This is a genomic window from Pseudomonas sp. nanlin1 (assembly GCF_045571515.1).
Classification (GTDB): Bacteria; Pseudomonadota; Gammaproteobacteria; order Pseudomonadales; family Pseudomonadaceae; genus Aquipseudomonas.
In genome coordinates this window covers 464,085-484,221 of the sequence record NZ_CP124218.1, presented here as the reverse complement: position 1 = coordinate 484,221, position 20,137 = coordinate 464,085, and the positions used below count along the sequence as shown (strand labels likewise).

General features: G+C 59.7%; 13 protein-coding genes. 2 read left to right on the top strand and 11 right to left on the bottom strand.

Annotation, left to right across the window (positions count from 1 at the left end):
* Positions 1 to 37 precede the first annotated feature (37 nt).
* The 10 genes from QCL65_RS02255 to QCL65_RS02210 form a co-directional block, all read right to left on the bottom strand.
* Positions 38 to 1,456, bottom strand: a complete 1,419-nt coding sequence (locus QCL65_RS02255; RefSeq protein WP_407314467.1) for an FAD-dependent oxidoreductase — start codon at positions 1,454 to 1,456, stop codon at positions 38 to 40.
* A 34-nt stretch (positions 1,457 to 1,490) separates the two neighbouring features.
* Positions 1,491 to 5,939 carry a glutamate synthase large subunit gene (gltB, locus tag QCL65_RS02250; protein WP_407314465.1) on the bottom strand — a complete coding sequence of 1,483 codons (4,449 nt, stop codon included), beginning with the start codon at positions 5,937 to 5,939 and terminating at the stop codon, positions 1,491 to 1,493.
* A gap of 343 nt (positions 5,940 to 6,282) precedes the next feature.
* Entirely contained in the window at positions 6,283 to 7,872 is a 1,590-nt protein-coding gene (locus QCL65_RS02245) for an AAA family ATPase (RefSeq protein WP_407314463.1), read from the bottom strand.
* 15 nt (positions 7,873 to 7,887) lie between these two features.
* A complete protein-coding gene (gene aroB / locus QCL65_RS02240; RefSeq protein ID WP_407314461.1) occupies positions 7,888 to 8,985 on the bottom strand; it encodes a 3-dehydroquinate synthase in 1,098 nt (365 codons plus the stop codon).
* Positions 8,986 to 9,053: 68 nt separating this feature from the next.
* A complete protein-coding gene (gene aroK, locus QCL65_RS02235) occupies positions 9,054 to 9,572 on the bottom strand; it encodes a shikimate kinase AroK (RefSeq protein ID WP_407314459.1) in 519 nt (172 codons plus the stop codon).
* A gap of 4 nt (positions 9,573 to 9,576) precedes the next feature.
* On the bottom strand, positions 9,577 to 11,715 hold the full coding sequence (gene pilQ, locus QCL65_RS02230; protein ID WP_407314457.1) for a type IV pilus secretin PilQ: 2,139 nt from the start codon (positions 11,713 to 11,715) through the stop codon (positions 9,577 to 9,579).
* Positions 11,716 to 11,751: 36 nt separating this feature from the next.
* Positions 11,752 to 12,282 carry a pilus assembly protein PilP gene (locus tag QCL65_RS02225; protein ID WP_407314455.1) on the bottom strand — a complete coding sequence of 177 codons (531 nt, stop codon included), beginning with the start codon at positions 12,280 to 12,282 and terminating at the stop codon, positions 11,752 to 11,754.
* On the bottom strand, positions 12,279 to 12,917 hold the full coding sequence (locus tag QCL65_RS02220) for a type 4a pilus biogenesis protein PilO (RefSeq protein ID WP_407314453.1): 639 nt from the start codon (positions 12,915 to 12,917) through the stop codon (positions 12,279 to 12,281). Before QCL65_RS02220 ends, QCL65_RS02225 begins: the two co-directional genes overlap by 4 nt.
* On the bottom strand, positions 12,914 to 13,480 hold the full coding sequence (locus tag QCL65_RS02215) for a PilN domain-containing protein (RefSeq protein ID WP_407314451.1): 567 nt from the start codon (positions 13,478 to 13,480) through the stop codon (positions 12,914 to 12,916). The genes QCL65_RS02220 and QCL65_RS02215 overlap by 4 nt, the downstream gene beginning before the upstream one ends.
* Positions 13,480 to 14,544 (bottom strand): pilus assembly protein PilM, encoded by a 1,065-nt coding sequence (locus QCL65_RS02210; protein ID WP_407314449.1) that lies wholly within the window; start codon positions 14,542 to 14,544, stop codon positions 13,480 to 13,482. Before QCL65_RS02210 ends, QCL65_RS02215 begins: the two co-directional genes overlap by 1 nt.
* Positions 14,545 to 14,727: 183 nt before the next feature.
* Here QCL65_RS02210 and QCL65_RS02205 point away from each other — a divergent pair, with 183 nt between their 5' ends.
* Both QCL65_RS02205 and QCL65_RS02200 read left to right on the top strand, forming a co-directional pair.
* Positions 14,728 to 17,136, top strand: a complete 2,409-nt coding sequence (locus QCL65_RS02205; protein WP_407316627.1) for a penicillin-binding protein 1A — start codon at positions 14,728 to 14,730, stop codon at positions 17,134 to 17,136.
* A 163-nt stretch (positions 17,137 to 17,299) separates the two neighbouring features.
* Positions 17,300 to 18,522, top strand: a protein-coding gene (locus QCL65_RS02200) for an IS3 family transposase (RefSeq protein ID WP_407311676.1) whose coding sequence is annotated in 2 segments (ribosomal slippage) — positions 17,300 to 17,651 and positions 17,651 to 18,522 — 1,224 coding nt in all. Because the reading frame shifts where the segments join, the coding sequence is not laid out codon by codon here.
* A 49-nt stretch (positions 18,523 to 18,571) separates the two neighbouring features.
* On the opposite strand, the gene QCL65_RS02195 is transcribed toward QCL65_RS02200, so the two are convergent.
* Positions 18,572 to 19,840 carry a malic enzyme-like NAD(P)-binding protein gene (locus tag QCL65_RS02195; protein ID WP_407314447.1) on the bottom strand — a complete coding sequence of 423 codons (1,269 nt, stop codon included), beginning with the start codon at positions 19,838 to 19,840 and terminating at the stop codon, positions 18,572 to 18,574.
* Positions 19,841 to 20,137 lie beyond the last annotated feature (297 nt).

Here is a 20,137-nt window from a genome sequence, read left to right as displayed (position 1 = left end):
GCGTTATCGTTGACGTCTTTCGCGAGCAAGCTCGCTCCTACACCTCCAGGTAGTCCAGGATGCCCTCGGCGGCATTGCGCCCTTCGAAGATCGCCGTCACTACCAGGTCTGAGCCGCGCACCATGTCGCCGCCCGCGAAGATCTTCGGGTTGCTGGTTTGGTGCTTGAAGCGGGCTTGCTCCGGGGCAACCACGCGCCCCTGGCTGTCGGTCTGGATGCTGGACGGCTCGAACCATTGGGCGGGGCTCGGGCGAAAGCCGAAAGCGATGACCACGGCGTCCGCCGGGATGATTTCTTCGGACCCAGGAATCGGCTCCGGGCTGCGACGGCCACGGGCATCAGGCTCACCCAGGCGGGTCTCGACGACTTTAACGCCTTCAACCCGGTCCTCGCCGACGATGGCGATAGGCTGGCGGTTGTAGAGGAACTTCACGCCCTCTTCCTTGGCGTTCTTTACCTCTTTACGGGAACCCGGCATGTTGGCTTCGTCACGCCGGTAGGCACAGGTCACCGCCTTGGCACCTTGGCGTATGGAGGTACGGTTGCAGTCCATGGCTGTGTCACCGCCGCCCAGTACCACGACCTTTTTGCCCTTCATGTCGACGAAGTCTTCCGGCGACTTTTCAAAGCCCAGGTTGCGATTGACGTTAGCGATAAGGAAATCCAGCGCATCGTGCACGCCCGGCAGGTCCTCGCCAGGGAAGCCGCCCTTCATGTAGGTGTAAGTCCCCATCCCCATGAATACGGCGTCGTACTCTTCCAGCAACTGGTCGATGGTGATGTCTTTACCCACTTCGGTATTGAGCCGGAACTCGATGCCCATGCCAGTGAATACTTCACGGCGGTTGCTCAGCACACTTTTTTCCAGCTTGAATTCGGGGATACCGAACGTCAGCAGGCCGCCGATCTCAGGGTTTTTGTCGAACACCACGGGGGCCACCCCGCCGCGCACCAATACATCGGCGCAGCCCAGCCCTGCTGGGCCGGCACCAATAATGGCAACACGTTTGCCGGTCGGCTTGACCTTGGACATGTCCGGGCGCCAGCCCATGGCGAAGGCGGTATCGGTGATGTATTTCTCGACCGAACCGATGGTCACCGCGCCGAAACCATCGTTGAGGGTACAAGCCCCTTCGCACAGACGGTCTTGTGGGCACACACGGCCGCAGACTTCCGGCAGGGTGTTGGTTTGGTGGGACAGCTCCGCCGCCGCGAGAATATTGCCTTCGGCAACCAGCTTGAGCCAGTTGGGAATGAAGTTGTGCACCGGGCACTTCCACTCGCAATACGGGTTACCACACCCCAGGCAGCGGTGGGCCTGGTCGGCCGACTGCTGGGGTTTGAACGGCTCATAGATTTCTACGAACTCTTTTTTGCGCTGACGCAACAGTTTCTTCTTCGGATCTTTGCGCCCGACATCGATGAACTGGAAGTCATTACTTAGACGTTCAGCCATTGTTCAAAACCTCATCAAACTCTTCAGGCGCATATCACTGCGGGTTGGCACGGGTGCTGGACAGCAAGGTTTTCAAGCTAGCGGCCTTAGGCTTGACCAGCCAGAACCGGCGCAGGTAGTCATCCAGGTTTTCCCACAATTCACGGCCCCATTCGCTGTCGGTTTCTTCGACATACTCGGCAAGCACGCGCTGCAGGTGGCTGCGGTACGACTCCATGGCCTCACCGCTGATCCGCTGGATCTCTACCAACTCGTGGTTGACCCGGTCAACGAAGGTGTTGTCTTGGTCGAGCACGTAGGCGAACCCGCCCGTCATGCCGGAACCGAAGTTGTACCCCGTCTTGCCCAAGACACAGACAAAACCGCCGGTCATGTACTCACAGCAATGGTCGCCCGTGCCTTCTACGACGGTGTGAGCGCCCGAGTTACGCACGGCAAAACGCTCGCCAGCCGTACCGGCAGCGAACAGCTTACCGCCGGTGGCGCCATACAAGCAGGTGTTGCCAATAATCGCGCTATCCTGAGTTTTGAACGGGCTGCCTTTGGGCGGCACGATCACCAGTTTGCCCGCCGTCATGCCCTTGCCCACGTAGTCGTTGGCATCGCCCTCGAGGTACATGTTCAGGCCACCGGCGTTCCATACGCCGAAGCTCTGGCCCGCGGTGCCTTTGAAACGGAACGTCACCGGCGCCTTGTTCATGCCCTGGTTGCCATGCCGCTTGGCGATCTCACCGGAAATACGCGCGCCAATCGAACGGTCGCAGTTGCAGATATCCAGGCTGTATTCACCGCCGCTCAAACTTTCGATCGCAGGTTTAGCCATGGCCACCATGCGCTCTGCCAACTCACCCTTGTCGAAGGGCGGGTTGCGATCGACTTCGCAGAACTGCGGTTTGTCCGCCGGGATATGGCTGCTGCCCAACAGCGGCGTCAGGTCCAGGTATTTTTGCTTCTCGGTTTCGCCCGGCAGCATTTCCAGCAGGTCGGTACGCCCGATCAGTTCACCCAGGGTGCGAATGCCCAGCTTGGCCAACCATTCGCGGGTTTCTTCGGCCACGTAGGTGAAGAAGTTGATCACCATATCGACTGTGCCGATGTAGTGATCCTTGCGCAGTTTCTCGTTCTGCGTCGCCACGCCTGTGGCGCAGTTGTTCAGGTGGCAGATGCGCAGGTACTTACAGCCCAGGGCAATCATCGGCGCGGTGCCGAAGCCAAAACTCTCCGCGCCCAGGATGGCCGCCTTGATCACGTCAAGGCCGGTCTTCAAGCCACCGTCGGTCTGCACCCGGACTTTGCCGCGCAGGTCGTTACCGCGCAGGGTCTGGTGGGTTTCGGCCAAGCCGAGTTCCCACGGAGCGCCAGCGTATTTGATCGAGGTCAGTGGCGAGGCCCCGGTACCGCCGTCATAGCCGGAGATGGTGATCAGGTCGGCGTAGGCTTTGGCTACGCCAGCGGCGATGGTGCCGACGCCGGCCTCTGCCACCAATTTCACCGAAACCAGCGCGTCCGGGTTGACCTGTTTGAGGTCAAAAATCAGCTGCGAAAGGTCTTCGATGGAATAGATGTCGTGATGCGGCGGTGGCGAAATCAAGGTGACGCCCGGTACCGCATAACGCAGCTTGGCGATCAGGCCATTGACCTTACCACCGGGCAATTGCCCGCCCTCGCCCGGTTTGGCGCCTTGGGCCACTTTGATTTGCAGCACATCAGCATTGACCAGGTATTCCGGGGTCACGCCAAAGCGACCAGTAGCGATCTGCTTGATCTTGGAGCTGCGCACCGTGCCGTAGCGGGCCGGATCTTCGCCACCCTCACCGGAGTTGGAACGCGCGCCCAGGCGGTTCATGGCCTCAGCCAATGCCTCGTGTGCCTCCGGCGACAAAGCTCCCAGCGAAATACCAGCCGAGTCGAAGCGCTTGAGAATGGCTTCCAGCGGCTCGATCTCGTCGATGGCCAAGGGTTGGTCGAGGGTTTTGACCTTCAGCAAATCGCGGATCATCGACACGGGTCGGTTGTCGACCAGTGCCGTGTATTCCTTGAACTTGCTGTAGTCGCCTTGCTGCACGGCAGCCTGCAGAGTGCTGACCACGTCCGGGTTATAGGCGTGGTACTCGCCACCGTAGACGAACTTGAGCAAGCCGCCCTGCTGGATAGGCTTGCGCGGGCTCCAGGCTTCGGCAGACAAGGCTTTCTGTTCTGCCTCGAGGTCGACGAAACGGGCGCCCTTGATACGGCTCGGCACACCACGGAAGCTCAGGTCGCAGATTTCCTCGGACAGACCAATGGCTTCGAACAGCTGCGCGCCACGGTAGGAGGCGATGGTTGAAATACCCATCTTCGACAGGATCTTGAGCAAACCTTTAGTGATGCCCTTGCGGTAGTTCTTGAACACCTCATAGAGGTCGCCCAACACTTCACCGGTGCGGATCAGGTCGCCCAACACTTCATAGACCAGGAACGGGTACACCGCCGAAGCGCCGAAGCCGATGAGCACCGCGAAATGGTGCGGATCGCGCGCTGTGGCGGTTTCTACCAGAATATTACTGTCGCAACGCAAGCCTTTCTCGGTCAACCGGTGGTGCACCGCGCCGACCGCCAGCGAGGCATGGGCCGGTAGCTTGCCCGGCGCGATATTGCGGTCGGTCAATACCAACTGAGTGCGCCCTGCGCGTACGGCTTCTTCCGCCTGATCGGCAATGTTGCGCACCGCCGCTTCCAGGCCGATGCTCTCGTCGTAGTTGAGGTCGATCACCTGTCGCTCGAACCCTGGGCGCTCCAGGTTCATCAGCGAGCGCCACTTGGCCGGGGAAATGACCGGCGAGCTAAGGATCACACGTGAGGCGTGCTCGGGCGACTCCTGGAAGATATTGCGCTCGGCACCGAGGCAGATCTCCAGGGACATGACGATCGCTTCACGCAACGGGTCGATCGGCGGGTTGGTGACTTGGGCAAACTGCTGACGGAAGTAGTCATACGGCGTGCGCACCCGGTGCGACAACACCGCCATCGGCGTGTCGTCGCCCATGGAGCCGACCGCTTCCTGGCCCTGCTCGCCGAGCGGGCGCAGCACCTGGTCACGCTCCTCGAACGTGACCTGGAACATCTTCATGTACTGCTTGAGCTGGTCCGGGCTGTAGAAGGCAGAACCGTGGTCGTTGTCTTCCATGGTCGACTGGATACGCAACGCACTCTTGCGCAGCCACTGCTTGTAGGGGTGGCGCGACTTCAGACGGTTGTCGATATCGTCGGTGTGCAGCACCTGGCCTGTTTCGGTGTCCACGGCAAGGATTTGCCCTGGGCCCACGCGGCCTTTAGCGATGACGTCTTCTGGCTGGTAGTTCCACACGCCGATTTCCGACGCCAGGGTGATGTAGCCGTTCTTGGTGGTCACCCACCGCGCCGGGCGCAAGCCGTTGCGGTCGAGCAGGCAGACCGCGTGGCGACCGTCGGTCATCACCACACCGGCCGGGCCGTCCCACGGCTCCATGTGCATAGAGTTGTATTCATAGAACGCCCGGAGGTCGGGGTCCATGGTTTCAACGTTCTGCCACGCTGGCGGGATGATCATGCGCACGCCACGGAACAGGTCGATGCCGCCGGTGACCATCAGCTCCAACATGTTGTCCATGCTCGAGGAGTCCGAACCCACGCGGTTGACCAGCGGGCCGAGTTCTTCGAGGTCGGGGATCAGCTCATTGGCGAACTTGGTGCGCCGGGCCTGGGCCCAGTTGCGGTTGCCGGTGATAGTGTTGATCTCGCCGTTATGGGCCAGGAAACGGAACGGCTGGGCCAGCGGCCACTTGGGCAGGGTGTTGGTGGAGAAACGCTGGTGAAACACGCAGATCGCGGTTTTCAGGCGCTCGTCTTGCAGGTCTGGGTAGAAGGCCGTCAGGTCGGCCGGCATCATCAGGCCTTTATAAATGATGGTCTTGTGCGAAAAGCTGCAGATGTAGTGCTCGGTGTCTTCGGCATTGGCTACCGACGAACGGCGGCGAGCGCTGAACAGTTTGATCGCCATGTCCTGGTCGCTCAAGCCTTCACCGCCGATGAACACCTGCTCGATGATCGGCAGGCGCTCGAGGGCCAGGCGGCCCAGCACGCTGGTATCGATGGGGACTTGGCGCCAGCCGATGAGCTGCAAGCCAGCCGCGAGAATCTCGCGGTTCATGTTGTTCCGGGCGGCTTCGGCGCGGGCAGGGTCCTGGTTAAAGAACACCATACCTACGGCGTACTGCTTGGGCAGTTCGCTATCTAGCTGCTCTTTGGCAATGGCGCGCAGGAATTGATCGGGCTTCTGGATCAGCAAGCCGCAACCGTCGCCTGTCTTGCCGTCGGCGTTGATCCCACCGCGGTGGGTCATGCACGTTAGGGCCTCGATGGCCGTCTGCAACAGGTTATGACTGGGTTCGCCCGCCATGTGGGCGATCAGGCCAAAACCACAGTTGTCCTTGAATTCTTCGGGATTGTACAGACCTGTATTCATAGACGCTTTCTCACCAGGCTGCCTCTCACCGAGGCAAATTTCTTTTCAAGTCAACCACTTACCACCCGCGCTGAACGTGCGCCAGCTTGGCAGGAGCAAAAGGGAGGTCATTGTACACAGCGCTGCGGCCGCTCACAAATTTGGCGACGAAACGAAGCAAATTGATGTCGCAATTATGAATGCTTTAATTTTAACGCAATGCTACTGCACTGGAGTGTCGCGCTTGAGCCACTTCAAGGCAATAGCGGTGGGCTACTGGCCGTCCGGGACACAGAAGCCCACCGCGCATGGCGCGGCGGGCTTTGTTTGGCTCAGAAACGATAGGCGGGGGTGGTGCCAAACTCTAGCGGTTGGCAGACAGGTCCTGTTGGACGCTCGCCACCGTACGTGGCCAAGGTTTACCAGCCTGGACCTTCGCTGGCAAGTTCTTGATGGCGGCCAGGGCTGCCTCACGGGTGGAGAAGCTGCCATAGGTGATCACGTACAGCGGCTTGCCCTGCAGGTTCTTCTTGAAGTAGCGGTACTCACCGCCTTGCTCACGGACGTACGTTTGCGCAGAGGCTTCGTTACTGGTACCGAGGATCTGCACAACATAATTGCCCGGCGCCTGGCTGGTGTACCACGCGCTCCCAGCGCCACCGGCAGCCGCGGGCTTGGCGGCTGCCGACGGGGCCGGCTTGGCTACGGCAACCTGTTGCGCGGGCGCAGCGGGCTTAGCCTCGACCGGCTTGGTGGGGGCCGGCGCAGGGGCAGAAGCTGGAGTCGTCGGCTGCGCCGCGGCACGGCCGGCCGGCACACCAGGCGGCGGCGCGGTGGTGGTGACGGTTTGCGGCTCCACCGACGGCTCTAACTCAGGGCCGCCCTCATCGCCTTCACCCATACCCGTAGACTCCGCCAGAGGCCCGCGCATGACAGGTTGAGACTGGCCGTTGAGCGGCAAGGGTTGGGGGTTGTTGCCGGCGAACTCGATGGCCGGGGCACTGCTGTTGTTCGACTGAGCCTGGCTCGGCTGCCCTTGCCCCAAGGGCAACTGCGCCTGCTCGGACGACGACTGGCCGGTGGGTGCAGTATTGTTGCTGTTGCGGCCTGGAATCAGCCAGGCGGCGGCGACGGCAACGACGACGACTGCCGACAATGCCAGCACGTGTTTTTTAGGCATTTTTAACCCCATAGATGGACGCTTCACCGTCGAGCGGCTAGCGATCATTGCCTCGATCATCGCATCGCGGGCAACCTGATTGATCGCACCCGGCCAGCCGTCGGAATTCTCATGAATGTCGGCGATCTGGTCGTTGCTGAACAACTGGATACCCTGACCGGCGCCTTCCAGACGCTGGGCCAGATACTCACGAGTTTCTTCTTCACTGTAAGGTTGCAGCTCAATGACGTGGAACAGCTCCTGATCCGCGCTCAATGGCTCCAGGTTGGCTATGAGAGACGGCTCGCCGAACAGAAACACATGTGGGCGACCTTCCGGCGTTCCTGCCGCCAGCCCAAGCAGGGCTTCGAGTGCCGATTCGTCGAGTTGTTCCGCATCGTCTACCAGCAGATAGACTTCCTGCCCGGTAAGGGCCAACTGCACGATCTGCGCGAGAATGACCGGCACTTCGGCCTGGGCGACATTCAGCGACTGCGCAACCTGAGCCAGGACGCTCGCGGCATCACCCGCGCCGCGGGCCGAGACTACTACGCTTTGCACTGACTGCTTGTTAGTGCTCGCGACCAGGGCCTGGCGCAGTAAAGTCTTGCCACTGCCCTGTGGGCCAGTGACCACCAACAGCAACTGGCTGTAGCGGGCCAGGTGGTGCAATTGGCCCAGCACCGGCTTACGCTGGGCGGGGAAAAACTTGAAACCAGGCACCCTTGCTGCGAAGGGGTCGTGATCCAGCTGGTAATGGCCGAGAAAGGCCTCGTCGGCATGCAGACTTGTCATCGAACTCTCATAACCTCAAAGCTGGGCCACGATGGCGGAGTAATCCGTTTCCAGCGTGGCCTGAAGAACTTCTTGCGGATAGTCGTCGGTCACTACGGCTTCACCGAGGCGACGCAACAACACCAGGCGCAACCGACCGTCGATCACCTTCTTGTCGATTGCCATGTGCTCCAGGAAATCGGCCGGCGTCATTTCGGCAGGCGGCACCACAGGCAACCCGGCGCGCAGCAAGATCCGTACACCACGATCACGCTCGGCGGTACTGATCCAGCCCAGGCGCCTGGACATCTCCAGTGCCATGACCGTACCTGCCCCCACGGCCTCGCCGTGCAGCCACACACCATACCCCATATGGGTCTCGATGGCGTGGCCGAAAGTGTGGCCCAGGTTCAGGGTCGCACGCACCCCGGTCTCGCGTTCATCAGCGCCGACTACAGCCGCCTTGGCCGCACAGGAGCGCTGGATCGCTTCGGTCAGCGCTGGCCCATCCACCGCTCGCAGCGCTTCGACGTGCGCTTCGAGCCAACCGAGAAAGGGTTCGTCGCAGATAAAACCGTATTTGATCACTTCTGCCAAGCCTGCCGACAACTCCCGCGTGGGCAAAGTCGCCAGGGTCGTGGTGTCGATCAACACCGCTTTGGGCTGATAGAACGCCCCGACCATGTTTTTACCCAGGGGATGGTTGATGCCAGTCTTGCCGCCTACCGATGAGTCGACTTGCGACAGCAAGGTGGTAGGCACCTGAATGAACTCGACCCCACGCTGGTAGCAGGCCGCCGCAAAGCCGGCCATGTCACCGATGACACCGCCACCCAGGGCGATCACCGTGGTACGCCGATCATGGCGAGCCGTCAGCAGCGCGTCGAAAATGGTTTGCAGCGTTTCCCAATTCTTGAACGCCTCACCGTCGGGCAGCACCACAGGCAGCACCGAATAAGCGCCCAATGCAGCGGTCAGGCGCTCAAGGTAGAGCGGCGCGACTGTCGTGTTGGACACGATCGCGACCTGTCGGCCAGCGATGTGCGGCGCCAGCCATTGGGCGTCACCGAATAGGCCCTCACCGATGTAGATCGGGTAACTGCGTTCGCCCAGTTCGACCGTGAGTGTTTGCATAGATCCCCACTGTGGAGAAGGCCAGTGGCTGGCCCACTCAAAATTCTTATTAGCGTATTCAAACCGCCTCAGCGCGGCGGCAAGCGCTGCAGGCGCTCTAAAATGTCCAGCACCACCATGCGCGGAGGCCGCTCATCCGTTTCGACCACCAAGTCGGCGATCTCCCGATAGAGCGGGTCGCGCAGGTCGAGTAACGCCCGCAAGGTCGCCGCAGGGTCCGCGGTGCGCAGCAAAGGGCGGTTGCGGTCCCGGGCCGTGCGCCCGACTTGCTGCTCCACCGACGCATGCAGGTAGACCACCCGGCCTCCGGCATGCAGGGCCTGACGGTTTTCCGGGCGCATTACAGCGCCACCACCGGTGGCCAACACCAAGCCTTCGCTCAGGCAAAGCTCTGCCAGCATGGCCGACTCCCGCTCACGGAAACCGGCTTCGCCTTCCTTGTCGAAAATCCATGGGATGTTGGCACCCGTGCGCACTTCAATCTCTTTATCGGAGTCTTTGAAGGGCAGGCGCAGCTCTTTGGCCAGCAAACGGCCGATGGTACTTTTGCCAGCACCCATCGGCCCCACAAGTATCAAATTTCGCACAGAATCAACGACTCACCGCAATCGCCTGGTTATTCATGATACGCGGAGTCAGAAATACCAGCAGCTCTGATTTATCTTCCTGAACGACGTCTCGGCGGAAAAGGCGGCCAAGATACGGTATATCGCCGAGAAATGGCACCTTGTCAGTGACTTTCTGCTGGGTATTGGAGAACACACCACCAATGACGATGGTTTCACCGTCGTTGACCAACACCTTAGCGTTGACTTCGTTTTTGGTGATTGGCGGCTGGCCGAGCACCGCATTGAGGTAGTCCGGCGCATCCTTGGTGACCTTTACCTCAATGATAATGCGGTCATCGGGAGTAATCTGCGGGGTGACTTCGAGGGACAATGCAGCCTCTTTGAAGGTTACGGTTGTCGCACCGCTGGAGCTGGATTCCTGGTAGGGCACTTCCGTACCTTTGAGGATCTTCGCCGTCTCTTTATCGGAGGTAATCACCTTCGGCTGCGAGACGATCTCACCGTTGCCGGTCTTCTCCATGGCGCTGAGTTCGAGGTCCAGCAGGGTATTGTTGGTAACGAAGCCGAATCCGATACCCGAGGTGGCATTGGTCGAACCCAGGTCGACGAAGGGGACGTTACGGGTGATGTCAGCGCCGGTATTGCCGCCTTCGTCACCGTTATTGTCCAGGCCGCTGATGAGCTTGTTGCTGTTACCGAACGAGCCGCCCCAGCGCACCCCCAGCTCTTTGTCATAATCGACGTTCGCCTCGACGATACGCGCCTCGATCATCACCTGGCGCACGGGGATATCGAGCTGGGCGACGATGCGGCGCAGCTCATCCAGGCGGTCCTGGGTCTGGTAGGCAATGATGTTGTTGGTGCGCTCATCCACCGTGATGGAACCGCGCTCGGTGGGCTGATCGCTGTTGGCCGCGTTACCGCCACTGCCGGTGACCGATTGGAACAGCTTGGCGATGTCCGCCGCTTTGGCGTAGTTGACCTGCAGCAGTTCACGCTTGAGCGGCGCCAACTCCTGGATCTGCCGCTGCGACTCCAGCTCCTGGCGCTCGCGGGCAGCGATTTCGTCGGCCGGCGCCACCAGCAGCACATTGCCGATCTTGCGCTTGTCCAGGCCTTTGGTTTTGAGCACCAGATCCAGCGCCTGATCCCAAGGCACGTTTTGCAAACGCAGGGTGATCCCGCCTTGCACCGTGTCACTGGCCACCAGGTTGAGGTTGGTGAAATCGGCGATCAATTGCAGGACTGAACGCACGTCGATGTCCTGGAAATTCAGCGATAGTTTCTCGCCGGTGTAGACAAAGCGCTCTGCATTGCGCCGCGCGATGTCATCATTGGTCAACGGTCGAACACTGATGGTCAACTTGCCATCGGCTTGGTAGGCGGAGTAGTCGAACGCACCACTTGGTTCGATGAGCACCACAGCCTTGTCGGCCTCGGCGCTGGAACTGATGAACTGCACTGGCGTGGCGAAATCCTTGACGTCCAGCCGCACCCGCAGCTGTTCAGGCAACTGGGTGCGCGCGAAGTCTAGGCGGATCTTGCCACCCTGCTCCTGAATGTCCGGCCCGATGGTTGGGTCGCTCAGTTCGATGATGACATTGCCCTCACCCAACTCCCCACGTTGAAAGTCGACATTGCGGATCGCACGCCCCACTGGTACCGCCGCGCGCGCGGGAGTTGGTGCCGCGAAGGTGCGCGTGCCACTGGCGGTCGGCTTGGCGGGGGTGTTGGCAGGCGCCGCAGCGGGCCGCGCGGCGACCGGGGCCTGCACCGCCGCTGCGCCTGGCCCGACCAGAATGAACAGGTTGTTGCCTTCGACCCGGGTGCTGTAGGGCGCCAAATTGGTCAGGTTGACGATGACCCGGGTACGGTCCTTGGCTTCGACCACGACCACGCTGCGGGCATTGCCTACGCCCAGGTCGCGGCTGCGGGTCGCCAGCTGGCTGGTGACGCCCGGCAAATCCAGGGCGATGCGCGCCGGCTGGTCGGTGGTATAGCCACGGGGCGCGGCCACGGGGCCGTCGAATGACAGCTTCAGCTCTACTCGATCACCCGGCAGGGCCGCCACATCCAGCGTCTTGAGGGTCGCAGCCATCAGAGCCGGCGAAATCAACGCTATCCATAGCGAAATGCCGAGAGCCGAAAAAATCCTGTTCATTGTCGAATTCCACTGTGCATGCGTGACCAGGCCCGTTTAAGAGCGCTCTTTGAGAATAATAGTGAGAGGCCGCTCCAGCCAACCACCTTCCCCGTCTGGAACCAGCTCAACCAGGTCGACTTGCGAATCACTGATGGAGATAATTTTGCCGTCGTTGCGCCCCAGGTAGTCGCCTACTTTTACCCGGTGCACTCCTCCGGCACCGCGCATCAGCGCGAACTTACCGGCCTCGTTGCCCAGCGTACCGACCATCTCGAATTGCGACATCTCAAACCCTTCGAGAAACTGCTTGACCCTGTTGGGGTCCGGCTTGATCAGGCGCGAGCCTTTTGGCCGATTCACCAGGTCGATCTTCACCGGCGGCTGGAACGGGCTGCGCAACGCCGCCGCTTCATAGGCAAACGCCTGGTAGGGCGCAAAGCGCGGTATCGGCTCGATCTTGCCCTTGGGCTGCGCCTTGGCCTGGGCCATGAACGCGTCGATGTCCTCGAAGTTATTGCCACTGCCACACGCACTCAATAGCAACATCAAGGTCACCAGCCCGCTACCCAGTAAGGCACGGTTCATTTGGCCTGCCCCGCTTCGGACAAACCTTGGTCATTGTAGCGATAGGTCTTGGCCAGGATATTCATGCGCAAGCGAGTCGTACTGTTCTCATCGGCGGCTTTTACCTCGAAATCGTGCAAGGTAACGATACGCGGCAAGCTGGCCACACCGCTGACGAACGTCGCCAGATCATGGTAAGAGCCGGTTACCGTGATCTGTATCGGCAGCTCGATGTAGAACTGCTGGGTCTGTTCGGGCAAAAGTTTGATTTCTTCGAATTCCAGGCCGCTGCCCAGGCCGGTGCGGGTGATGTCTTCAAGCAGGCCTGGAACTTCGGTATCACTGGGCAGCTGCCGAAGCATCTCGCCAAAGGAGGCTTCCATCTCCTTCATTTGCTCGGTATAGGCCTCCAGGTTAGCCGCCTGGAACGCTTTGCTCTCGAACTGCTGGCGCAGGCTGACCTCCTGGTCCTGCTGCACCTGCAACTGATCTTCCAGGTCGCTGACCCGCAAGTAATAGCCTAGCCCTAAAATTACAACCATCACCAGCGCGCCCGCCAGGACCTTGACCACAGGCGGCCACGACCCGATGTTGTTCAGGTCAAGTTCGCTGAAGTTGACCTTGCGTAAGCTGTCCAACCACTCGGAGGCGTTCACTTGTCATCGTCCTCATGGCTGGGTTGGGTTTGACGCACGGTCAGCTGGAATGCGTTGGACTGCTCGGACTCGCCAATGCCCTTGGCCTTGACCTCGTTAAGTACCGGCGCTTCGAGCCAGGGCGACGCATCCAGGTTACGCATCAGTTCGGACACTCGATTGTTGGACTCGGCGTTGCCTGAAATAGCGATGCTTTTGCCGGTCATCTTCACGTCAGTGAAATAGACGCCGTCTGGCAGCGTGTGGGCCATCTGATCGAAAATGCGCCCGATGATCGGCCGGTTGCCCTGCAGGTCCTGGATGATTTTCATGCGCTCGAGCAACTGAGTGCGGCGGGTACGCAACTCGCTGATTTGCTTGATGCGCACATCGAGCTTACTGATTTCAACTTGCAAGTGCTGGTTACGCGCCACCTGGGTATCAATGGCGTTGCTGAAGTACTGGCTGGTGAGCATGACAATGCCAACACCGGCCACGACCACACCCGCCAAAGCCAGAAGGAAATGCTTTTTCCGCTGTTCACGCAGCTGCTCCCGCCAGGGCAGCAGGTTGATCCGTGCCATTAGTCGAACCCTCGCATCGCCAAGCCACAGGCAATCATCAAAGCGGGGGCATCACTGGCCAGAGCGCCAGCGTTGACCTTACTGCCCAACGCCATATCGGCGAACGGGTTGGCGACCAGGGTGGGCGTGCCCAGGCGTTGCTGGATCAACTGGTCAAGGCCGGAGATGGAGGACGTGCCGCCAGCGAGCATGATGTAATCGACGGCCGTGAACTGGCCGGCGGCAAAAAAGAACTGCAGTGAGCGCGAAACCTGCTGCACCACGGCATCCTTGAAGGGCTGCAGCACTTCGGCCACATAGTCGTCAGGCAGGCCACCTTGCTTCTTGGCAAGCCCGGCCTCCTCGTTGGACAAGCTATAGCGGCGCTGGATTTCTTCGGTCAACTGCCGACCACCGAATAGCTGTTCACGGGTATAGATGATGCGCCCATTGTGTAGCACGCTGAGGTTGGTCATGGTGGCACCGATGTCCACCACCGCGACGGTCAAGACGGCATCACCGCGGCCAAATTGCGGGGTGAGTAAACTGAAGGCGCGTTCCAACGCATAGGCCTCGACGTCGACCACCTTAGCCGTCAAACCGGCCAGGGCCAGCGCGGCTTCACGTACTTCGACGTTTTCCTTGCGGCAGGCTGCCAGCAACACTTCGACCCGCTCAGGGTTCCGGGCAGAGTAACCCTGCACCTCGAAATCGATGGCGACCTCTTCCAGCGGGTAAGGAATGTACTGGTCGGCCTCCACCTTGAGCTGGCTTTCCAGCTCGTCGTCGGAAAGCCCGGCGTCCATTTCGATGGTCTTGGTGATCACCGCCGAGCCGGCGACGGCCACTGCCGCCCACTTGGCATTGCTGCGCGCCTTGACCAACACGCGGCTGAGGGCATGCCCGACGCCTTCGAGTTCGGCGATGTTTTTTTCGACCACCGCGTTGGCTGGCAAAGGCTCGACCGCATAGGACTCGACCCGGTACCGATTGCCCGAACGGCTCAGTTCCAAGAGTTTGATCGCGGTGGAACTGATGTCGATCCCCAGGAGCGAGTTCGCTTTATTGCCGAAGAGTCCAAGCACACCCGATTCCCTATTACTATCCGCAACTTACGGAGCATTAAGTATAGAAGCCATTTAATAGCAGTCTTGACATAAGCGCAAATGACGCCCGGGGCTTAAAATGCTTATAATGCCCAGCGCTTTTTTTACTGTCGCCTTTTTCGCGCTCAACCCATTCTTTTATCTGGAAATCCAAAAGCCTTGATACGCCTGCTGAAGTTTTTCTGGTGGTCCATCGTCGCCGCAGTCTGTGGCCTCCTGCTCGTTCTGAGCGGAGCGTTCCTCTATCTTAGCCCGAGCCTGCCCTCTGTCGAGATGCTCAAGAGCGTGGAGCTGCAGATCCCCCTGCGCGTTTTCAGCAGTGATAACAAGCTGATCGCCGAATTTGGCGAGATGCGCCGTACCCCGATCAAATTTTCCGACATCCCGCCGCACTTTATTCAGGCGCTGCTTTCAGCCGAAGATGACAACTTTGCCAACCACTATGGGGTCGACCCCGGCAGCTTGGCGCGTGCAGCCTCGCAGTTGGTCAGAAGCGGGCATATTCAGACCGGCGGTAGCACCATCACCATGCAGGTGGCGAAAAATTACTTTCTCACCAGTGAGCGTAGCTTTTCCCGCAAGATCACCGAAATTTTGCTCGCGCTGCAGATCGAGCGGCAACTGAGCAAAGACGAGATTCTCGAGCTGTACGTCAACAAGATCTACCTGGGCAACCGCGCCTACGGTATCGAGGCTGCTTCGCAGGTCTATTACGGCAAATCCATCCGTGAGGCCAGCCTGGCGCAGATGGCGATGATCGCCGGCCTGCCCAAGGCCCCTTCGCGCTTCAACCCCCTGGCTAACCCGGTGCGCAGCAAAGAGCGGCGCGACTGGATTCTGGGGCGCATGTTCAAGCTTGGCAAGATCGATGAAGCCAGTTACCAGGCGGCGGTCAACGAGCCTTTGAACGCCAGCTATCACGTACCGACACCGGAAGTGAACGCGCCTTGGATCGCTGAAATGGCCCGTGCCGAGATGGTCGGCCGTTTTGGCAGCGACGCGTACACCCAAGGCTTCCGGGTGACCACTACGGTTCCGAGCAACCTGCAGGAAATTGCCAACAAGTCGGTGCTCGACGGGCTGATTGCCTACGACCAACGCCACGGCTACCGCGGCCCCGAGACGCGCCTTCCCGGCAAGACCCGCGAGGCCTGGGCGGCCGAATTGCTTAAACAGCGGCCGCTCAACAGCTTGGAACCGGCCATCGTCACCCAAGTGGATAAAACCGGCATTAGCGTGTTGATCCGCATCGGCGACGAAGAGCGCGTGGACTGGGACACCATGAAATGGGCCCGCCCCTTCCTCAATACCAACAGCCAAGGTCGCAGCCCGGCGCAACCGGCTGATGTCGTGCAGGTCGGCGATATGGTTCGGGTACAGCGCCAACCCGATGGCAAGCTCAAATTCAGCCAGGTACCCACCGCGCAAAGCGCCCTGGTTTCGCTGGATCCGCGCAACGGCGCAATCCGCGCCCTGGTCGGCGGCTTCGCCTTTGAGCAGAGTAATTACAACCGGGTCATGCAGGCCAAACGCCAACCCGGCTCCAGCTTCAAGCCCTTCATTTATAGTGCCGCGCTGGACAGCGGCTACACGCCAGCGAGCCTGGTCAACGATGCCCCTATCGTGTTCGTCGATGAATTCCTCGACAAAGTGTGGCGCCCGAAGAACGACACCAATACGTTCCTGGGCCCGATCCGTATGCGCGAGGCGTTGTACAAATCGCGCAACCTGGTTTCGATCCGCCTGCTGCAAAGCTTGGGTATCGACCGCACCATTGACTACATCAGCAAGTTCGGTTTCAACAAACAGGACCTGCCACGCAACCTGTCCCTGGCCCTTGGTACTGCAACCCTGACGCCGATGGAAATCGCCACGGGGTGGAGCACCTTCGCCAACGGCGGTTACAAGGTCAGCCCGTACCTAATCGAGCGGATCGAGAGCCGTAACGGCGAAACCCTATTTACCGCCAACCCGGCCGCCGTACCTGACGAAAACAGCAACGCAGCGCCGCCAGCCCCTGCGGTTGCCACAGGTGCTGACCCGGCAGCCGTGCAAACACCTGCCGTGGCCGAGCGGATCATTGACGGGCGCACCACCTACATACTGACCAGCATGCTCGAAGACGTGATCAAAAAGGGCACGGGCCGGCGCGCGCTGGCCTTGGGCCGCAGCGACCTGGCGGGCAAGACAGGCACCACCAATGACTCTAAAGACGCCTGGTTCTCTGGCTACAATGCCGACTACATGACCACCGTATGGACAGGTTTCGACCAGCCTGAAACCCTCGGCCGACGTGAGTTCGGCGGGACCGTGGCGCTGCCCATCTGGATGAGCTACATGGGCGCCGCCCTCAAGGACAAACCCGCCCATACGCAACCTGAGCCAGAAGGCATTTTGAGCCTGCGGGTAGACCCACTCAGCGGCCGCGCCGCGACGCCGAGCACGCCCAATGCCTATTTTGAGCTGTTCAAAAGCGAAGACACGCCACCGTCGGTCAATGAACTGGGCAACGGCTCAGCCCCTGGCAGCCCACTGCCCGCAGACGAGGCGGCGCCCATCGATTTGTTCTGATCGTTGATTAAAAGATCGGGGGCAAGCGGAGCGCCGCCCCCGATCTCTTCAACCCCAACAAACACCCACAAAAAAGCCCGACTCCATGAGCCGGGCTTTTTTATTTACAATGTCCCGTCCTGAATAAGGTTTACACCTTCTGACCTTTCCTCAGGAGGACTTAATGGATTCGGGTAAAAGGCGCAGCCAACGCGATTACACGCTAGCCTTTAAATTATCGGTCGTAGACCAGGTTGAAAAAGGCGAGTTGAGTTATAAAGAAGCCCAGCGACGCTATGGCATCCAAGGCCGGTCGACGGTGCTGGTCTGGTTACGAAAGCACGGTCGACAGGATTGGAGCCAAGGCGCATCAATTCGAGAGCCGAGGATCAGGTCCATGACCGAGCCAACCCTCCCGCCGTCACCCGAGCAGCGGATTAAAGAGCTTGAAGAGCAACTGGCACTGAGCAATCAGAAGGCCCAGTTCTTTGAAGCTGTCGTGAACGTCTTGAAAAATGACTACGGTGTTTCCGTCGTAAAAAAGCGACCCGGCAAGTCCTCTCACAAGGGCAAATCCAAGACCTGAGTATTAGCAGGGCTTGCCTCTTCATGGGTATTTCGCGCCAAGCGTATTACAAGCGCAATCGCGCTTTTGACGCGAGAGTCCGCCAAGACCAAGAGGTGATGGACTTCGTCCTGGAAAAGCGGCGTCGCCAGCCTAGGCTGGGAACGCGCAAGCTGCACTACTTGATGAGCGTCGAAGCTCCTGCGTCGTTGTGCGTGGGTAGAGACCGTCTGTTTACCATCCTTCGTGATGCGCGCGAGCTGGTTCCGCGCAAACGGGCTTATCACAAGACCACTCATAGCCATCATCGCTTTCGCCGGCATTCCAACCTGCTCAAAGCAGGTCCGGAACAAGTTGTGGCTAGTGGGCCCGAACAGGTCTGGGTTGCAGACATAACCTACCTGCCTACGCAGGAAAGCGTGGCCTACGTGAGCCTTGTGACAGATGCGTACTCACGCAAGATTGTTGGCCATCACGTGCATGAAAGCCTGCATACCCAGTCGGTGATAAAGGCACTGGAAAAAGCGGTAAGAGAGCGAAAAACCGATCAGATACTGATTCATCATTCAGATCGCGGCGCCCAGTACTGTTCCGACCTCTATCAGCGGCTGCATACCAGGTATGGAATCCGGTGCTCGATGACTGATGGCTATGACTGCTACCAGAACGCTATGGCCGAGCGGGTAAACGGGATATTGAAGACTGAGTTTCTACTCAATCGGCCTAAAGACTTGGCAGATGCAGTGAAAATGGTGGATGAATCGGTGCAGATCTACAATAGGGAGCGGCCACACTTATCCCTGAAATACAAAACGCCCGATGCGGTGCATCGGGCGTTTTGAGCGTGAAACAGGTGTAAACCTATTTCAGGACTAGACACAACGCCTACGGTTACCCGTTGAACACGTCATCCACGCTTTTGAGCGGGTAGTTCTTCGGGTAAGGCAGGGTGGCGACACCGGTCTCGATGGCCGCTTTAGCGACGGCATCGGAGATGACGGTGATCAGGCGAGCATCCATGGGTTTCGGAATGATGTACTCACGGCCGAACTCCAGGGAAATACCCCCGTACGCATCGCAAACTTCCTGAGGCACTGGCAGCTTGGCCAGTTCACGCAGGGCGTTAGCGGCGGCGATCTTCATTTCTTCGTTGATACGCTTGGCGCGAACGTCCAAGGCACCGCGGAAGATGAACGGGAAGCCCAGCACGTTGTTGACCTGGTTCGGGTAGTCCGAACGGCCAGTTGCCATGATCACATCGTCGCGCGTGGCGTGGGCCAGTTCCGGGGCGATCTCTGGGTCTGGGTTGGAGCAGGCGAACACAATAGGGTTCGGCGCCATGCGCTTGAGGTTTTCCGGGCTCAGCAAGTTAGGGCCGGACAAACCTACGAACACATCGGCACCGTCCATGGCATCAGCCAGGCTGCGCTTTTCGGTCGGATGAGCGAAAACGGCTTTGTACTGGTTCAGGTCATCGCGGCCTGCGTGGATCACGCCGGTACGGTCGACCATAAAGATGTTTTCGATCTTGGCGCCCATGCTCACCAGCAGTTTCATGCAGGAGATAGCGGCAGCGCCCGCGCCGAGGCAGACGATCTTCGCCTCTTCCAGGGTTTTGCCAGCGATTTCCAGAGCGTTGATCATGCCGGCGGCGGTGACGATAGCCGTACCGTGCTGATCGTCGTGGAACACCGGAATATCGCATTGCTCGATCAGCGCGCGCTCGATCTCAAAGCACTCGGGCGCCTTGATGTCTTCCAGGTTGATGCCACCAAACGTGATGGAGATGCGCTTCACGGTGTCGATGAATGCCTGCGGGCTCTCAGAGTCGACTTCAATGTCGAACACGTCGATGCCGGCGAAGCGCTTGAACAGAACGCCTTTACCTTCCATGACCGGCTTGGAAGCCAGAGGGCCGAGATTCCCCAGGCCGAGGATGGCGGTACCGTCGGAAATCACGGCGACCAGGTTGCCCTTGCCGGTGTATTTGTAAGCAAGCTCGGGATCACGCGCGATCTCCCGCACCGGTTCCGCAACGCCCGGGCTGTAAGCCAGCGACAGATCGCGGGCAGTAGCCGTAGCCTTGGTGAGCTCGACGCTCAGTTTTCCCGGACGTGGGTTAGCGTGGTATTCCAGAGCGGCAGTTTTCAAATCTGACATGATGGCGTTCCGCTTTTACTGTTGGTCTAACGTGGCCGCCGAGGATACGCAAGATACAAACAGGCGACAAGACTGGCCGGTCACATGTGGGTGAGCGCTATAGCCTGAGCCTTTCGGCCAGGTCCCGCGGCGGGGCGGGTGGGTACATTCAGCGAATAAAACGAGGAGAGTTCTTACAAACAGTCTAGCAAGCAAACAGGGGCTCACCGAATCCAGCGCTGGCAGACGCCGCTGCAGCAAATCGCGGCCACAAAAAAAGCGCCCACGAAGGGGCGCCTTTTTGTTCAGCCTGGGCAG

Coding starts and splice junctions, on each gene's coding strand:
- QCL65_RS02255 (WP_407314467.1), bottom strand. CDS start 1,456: ATGGCTGAACGTCTAAGTAATGACTTCCAGTTCATCGATGTCGGGCGC.
- gltB (WP_407314465.1), bottom strand. CDS start 5,939: ATGAATACAGGTCTGTACAATCCCGAAGAATTCAAGGACAACTGTGGT.
- QCL65_RS02245 (WP_407314463.1), bottom strand. CDS start 7,872: ATGACAAGTCTGCATGCCGACGAGGCCTTTCTCGGCCATTACCAGCTG.
- aroB (WP_407314461.1), bottom strand. CDS start 8,985: ATGCAAACACTCACGGTCGAACTGGGCGAACGCAGTTACCCGATCTAC.
- pilQ (WP_407314457.1), bottom strand. CDS start 11,715: ATGAACAGGATTTTTTCGGCTCTCGGCATTTCGCTATGGATAGCGTTG.
- QCL65_RS02225 (WP_407314455.1), bottom strand. CDS start 12,282: ATGAACCGTGCCTTACTGGGTAGCGGGCTGGTGACCTTGATGTTGCTA.
- QCL65_RS02215 (WP_407314451.1), bottom strand. CDS start 13,480: ATGGCACGGATCAACCTGCTGCCCTGGCGGGAGCAGCTGCGTGAACAG.
- QCL65_RS02195 (WP_407314447.1), bottom strand. CDS start 19,840: ATGTCAGATTTGAAAACTGCCGCTCTGGAATACCACGCTAACCCACGT.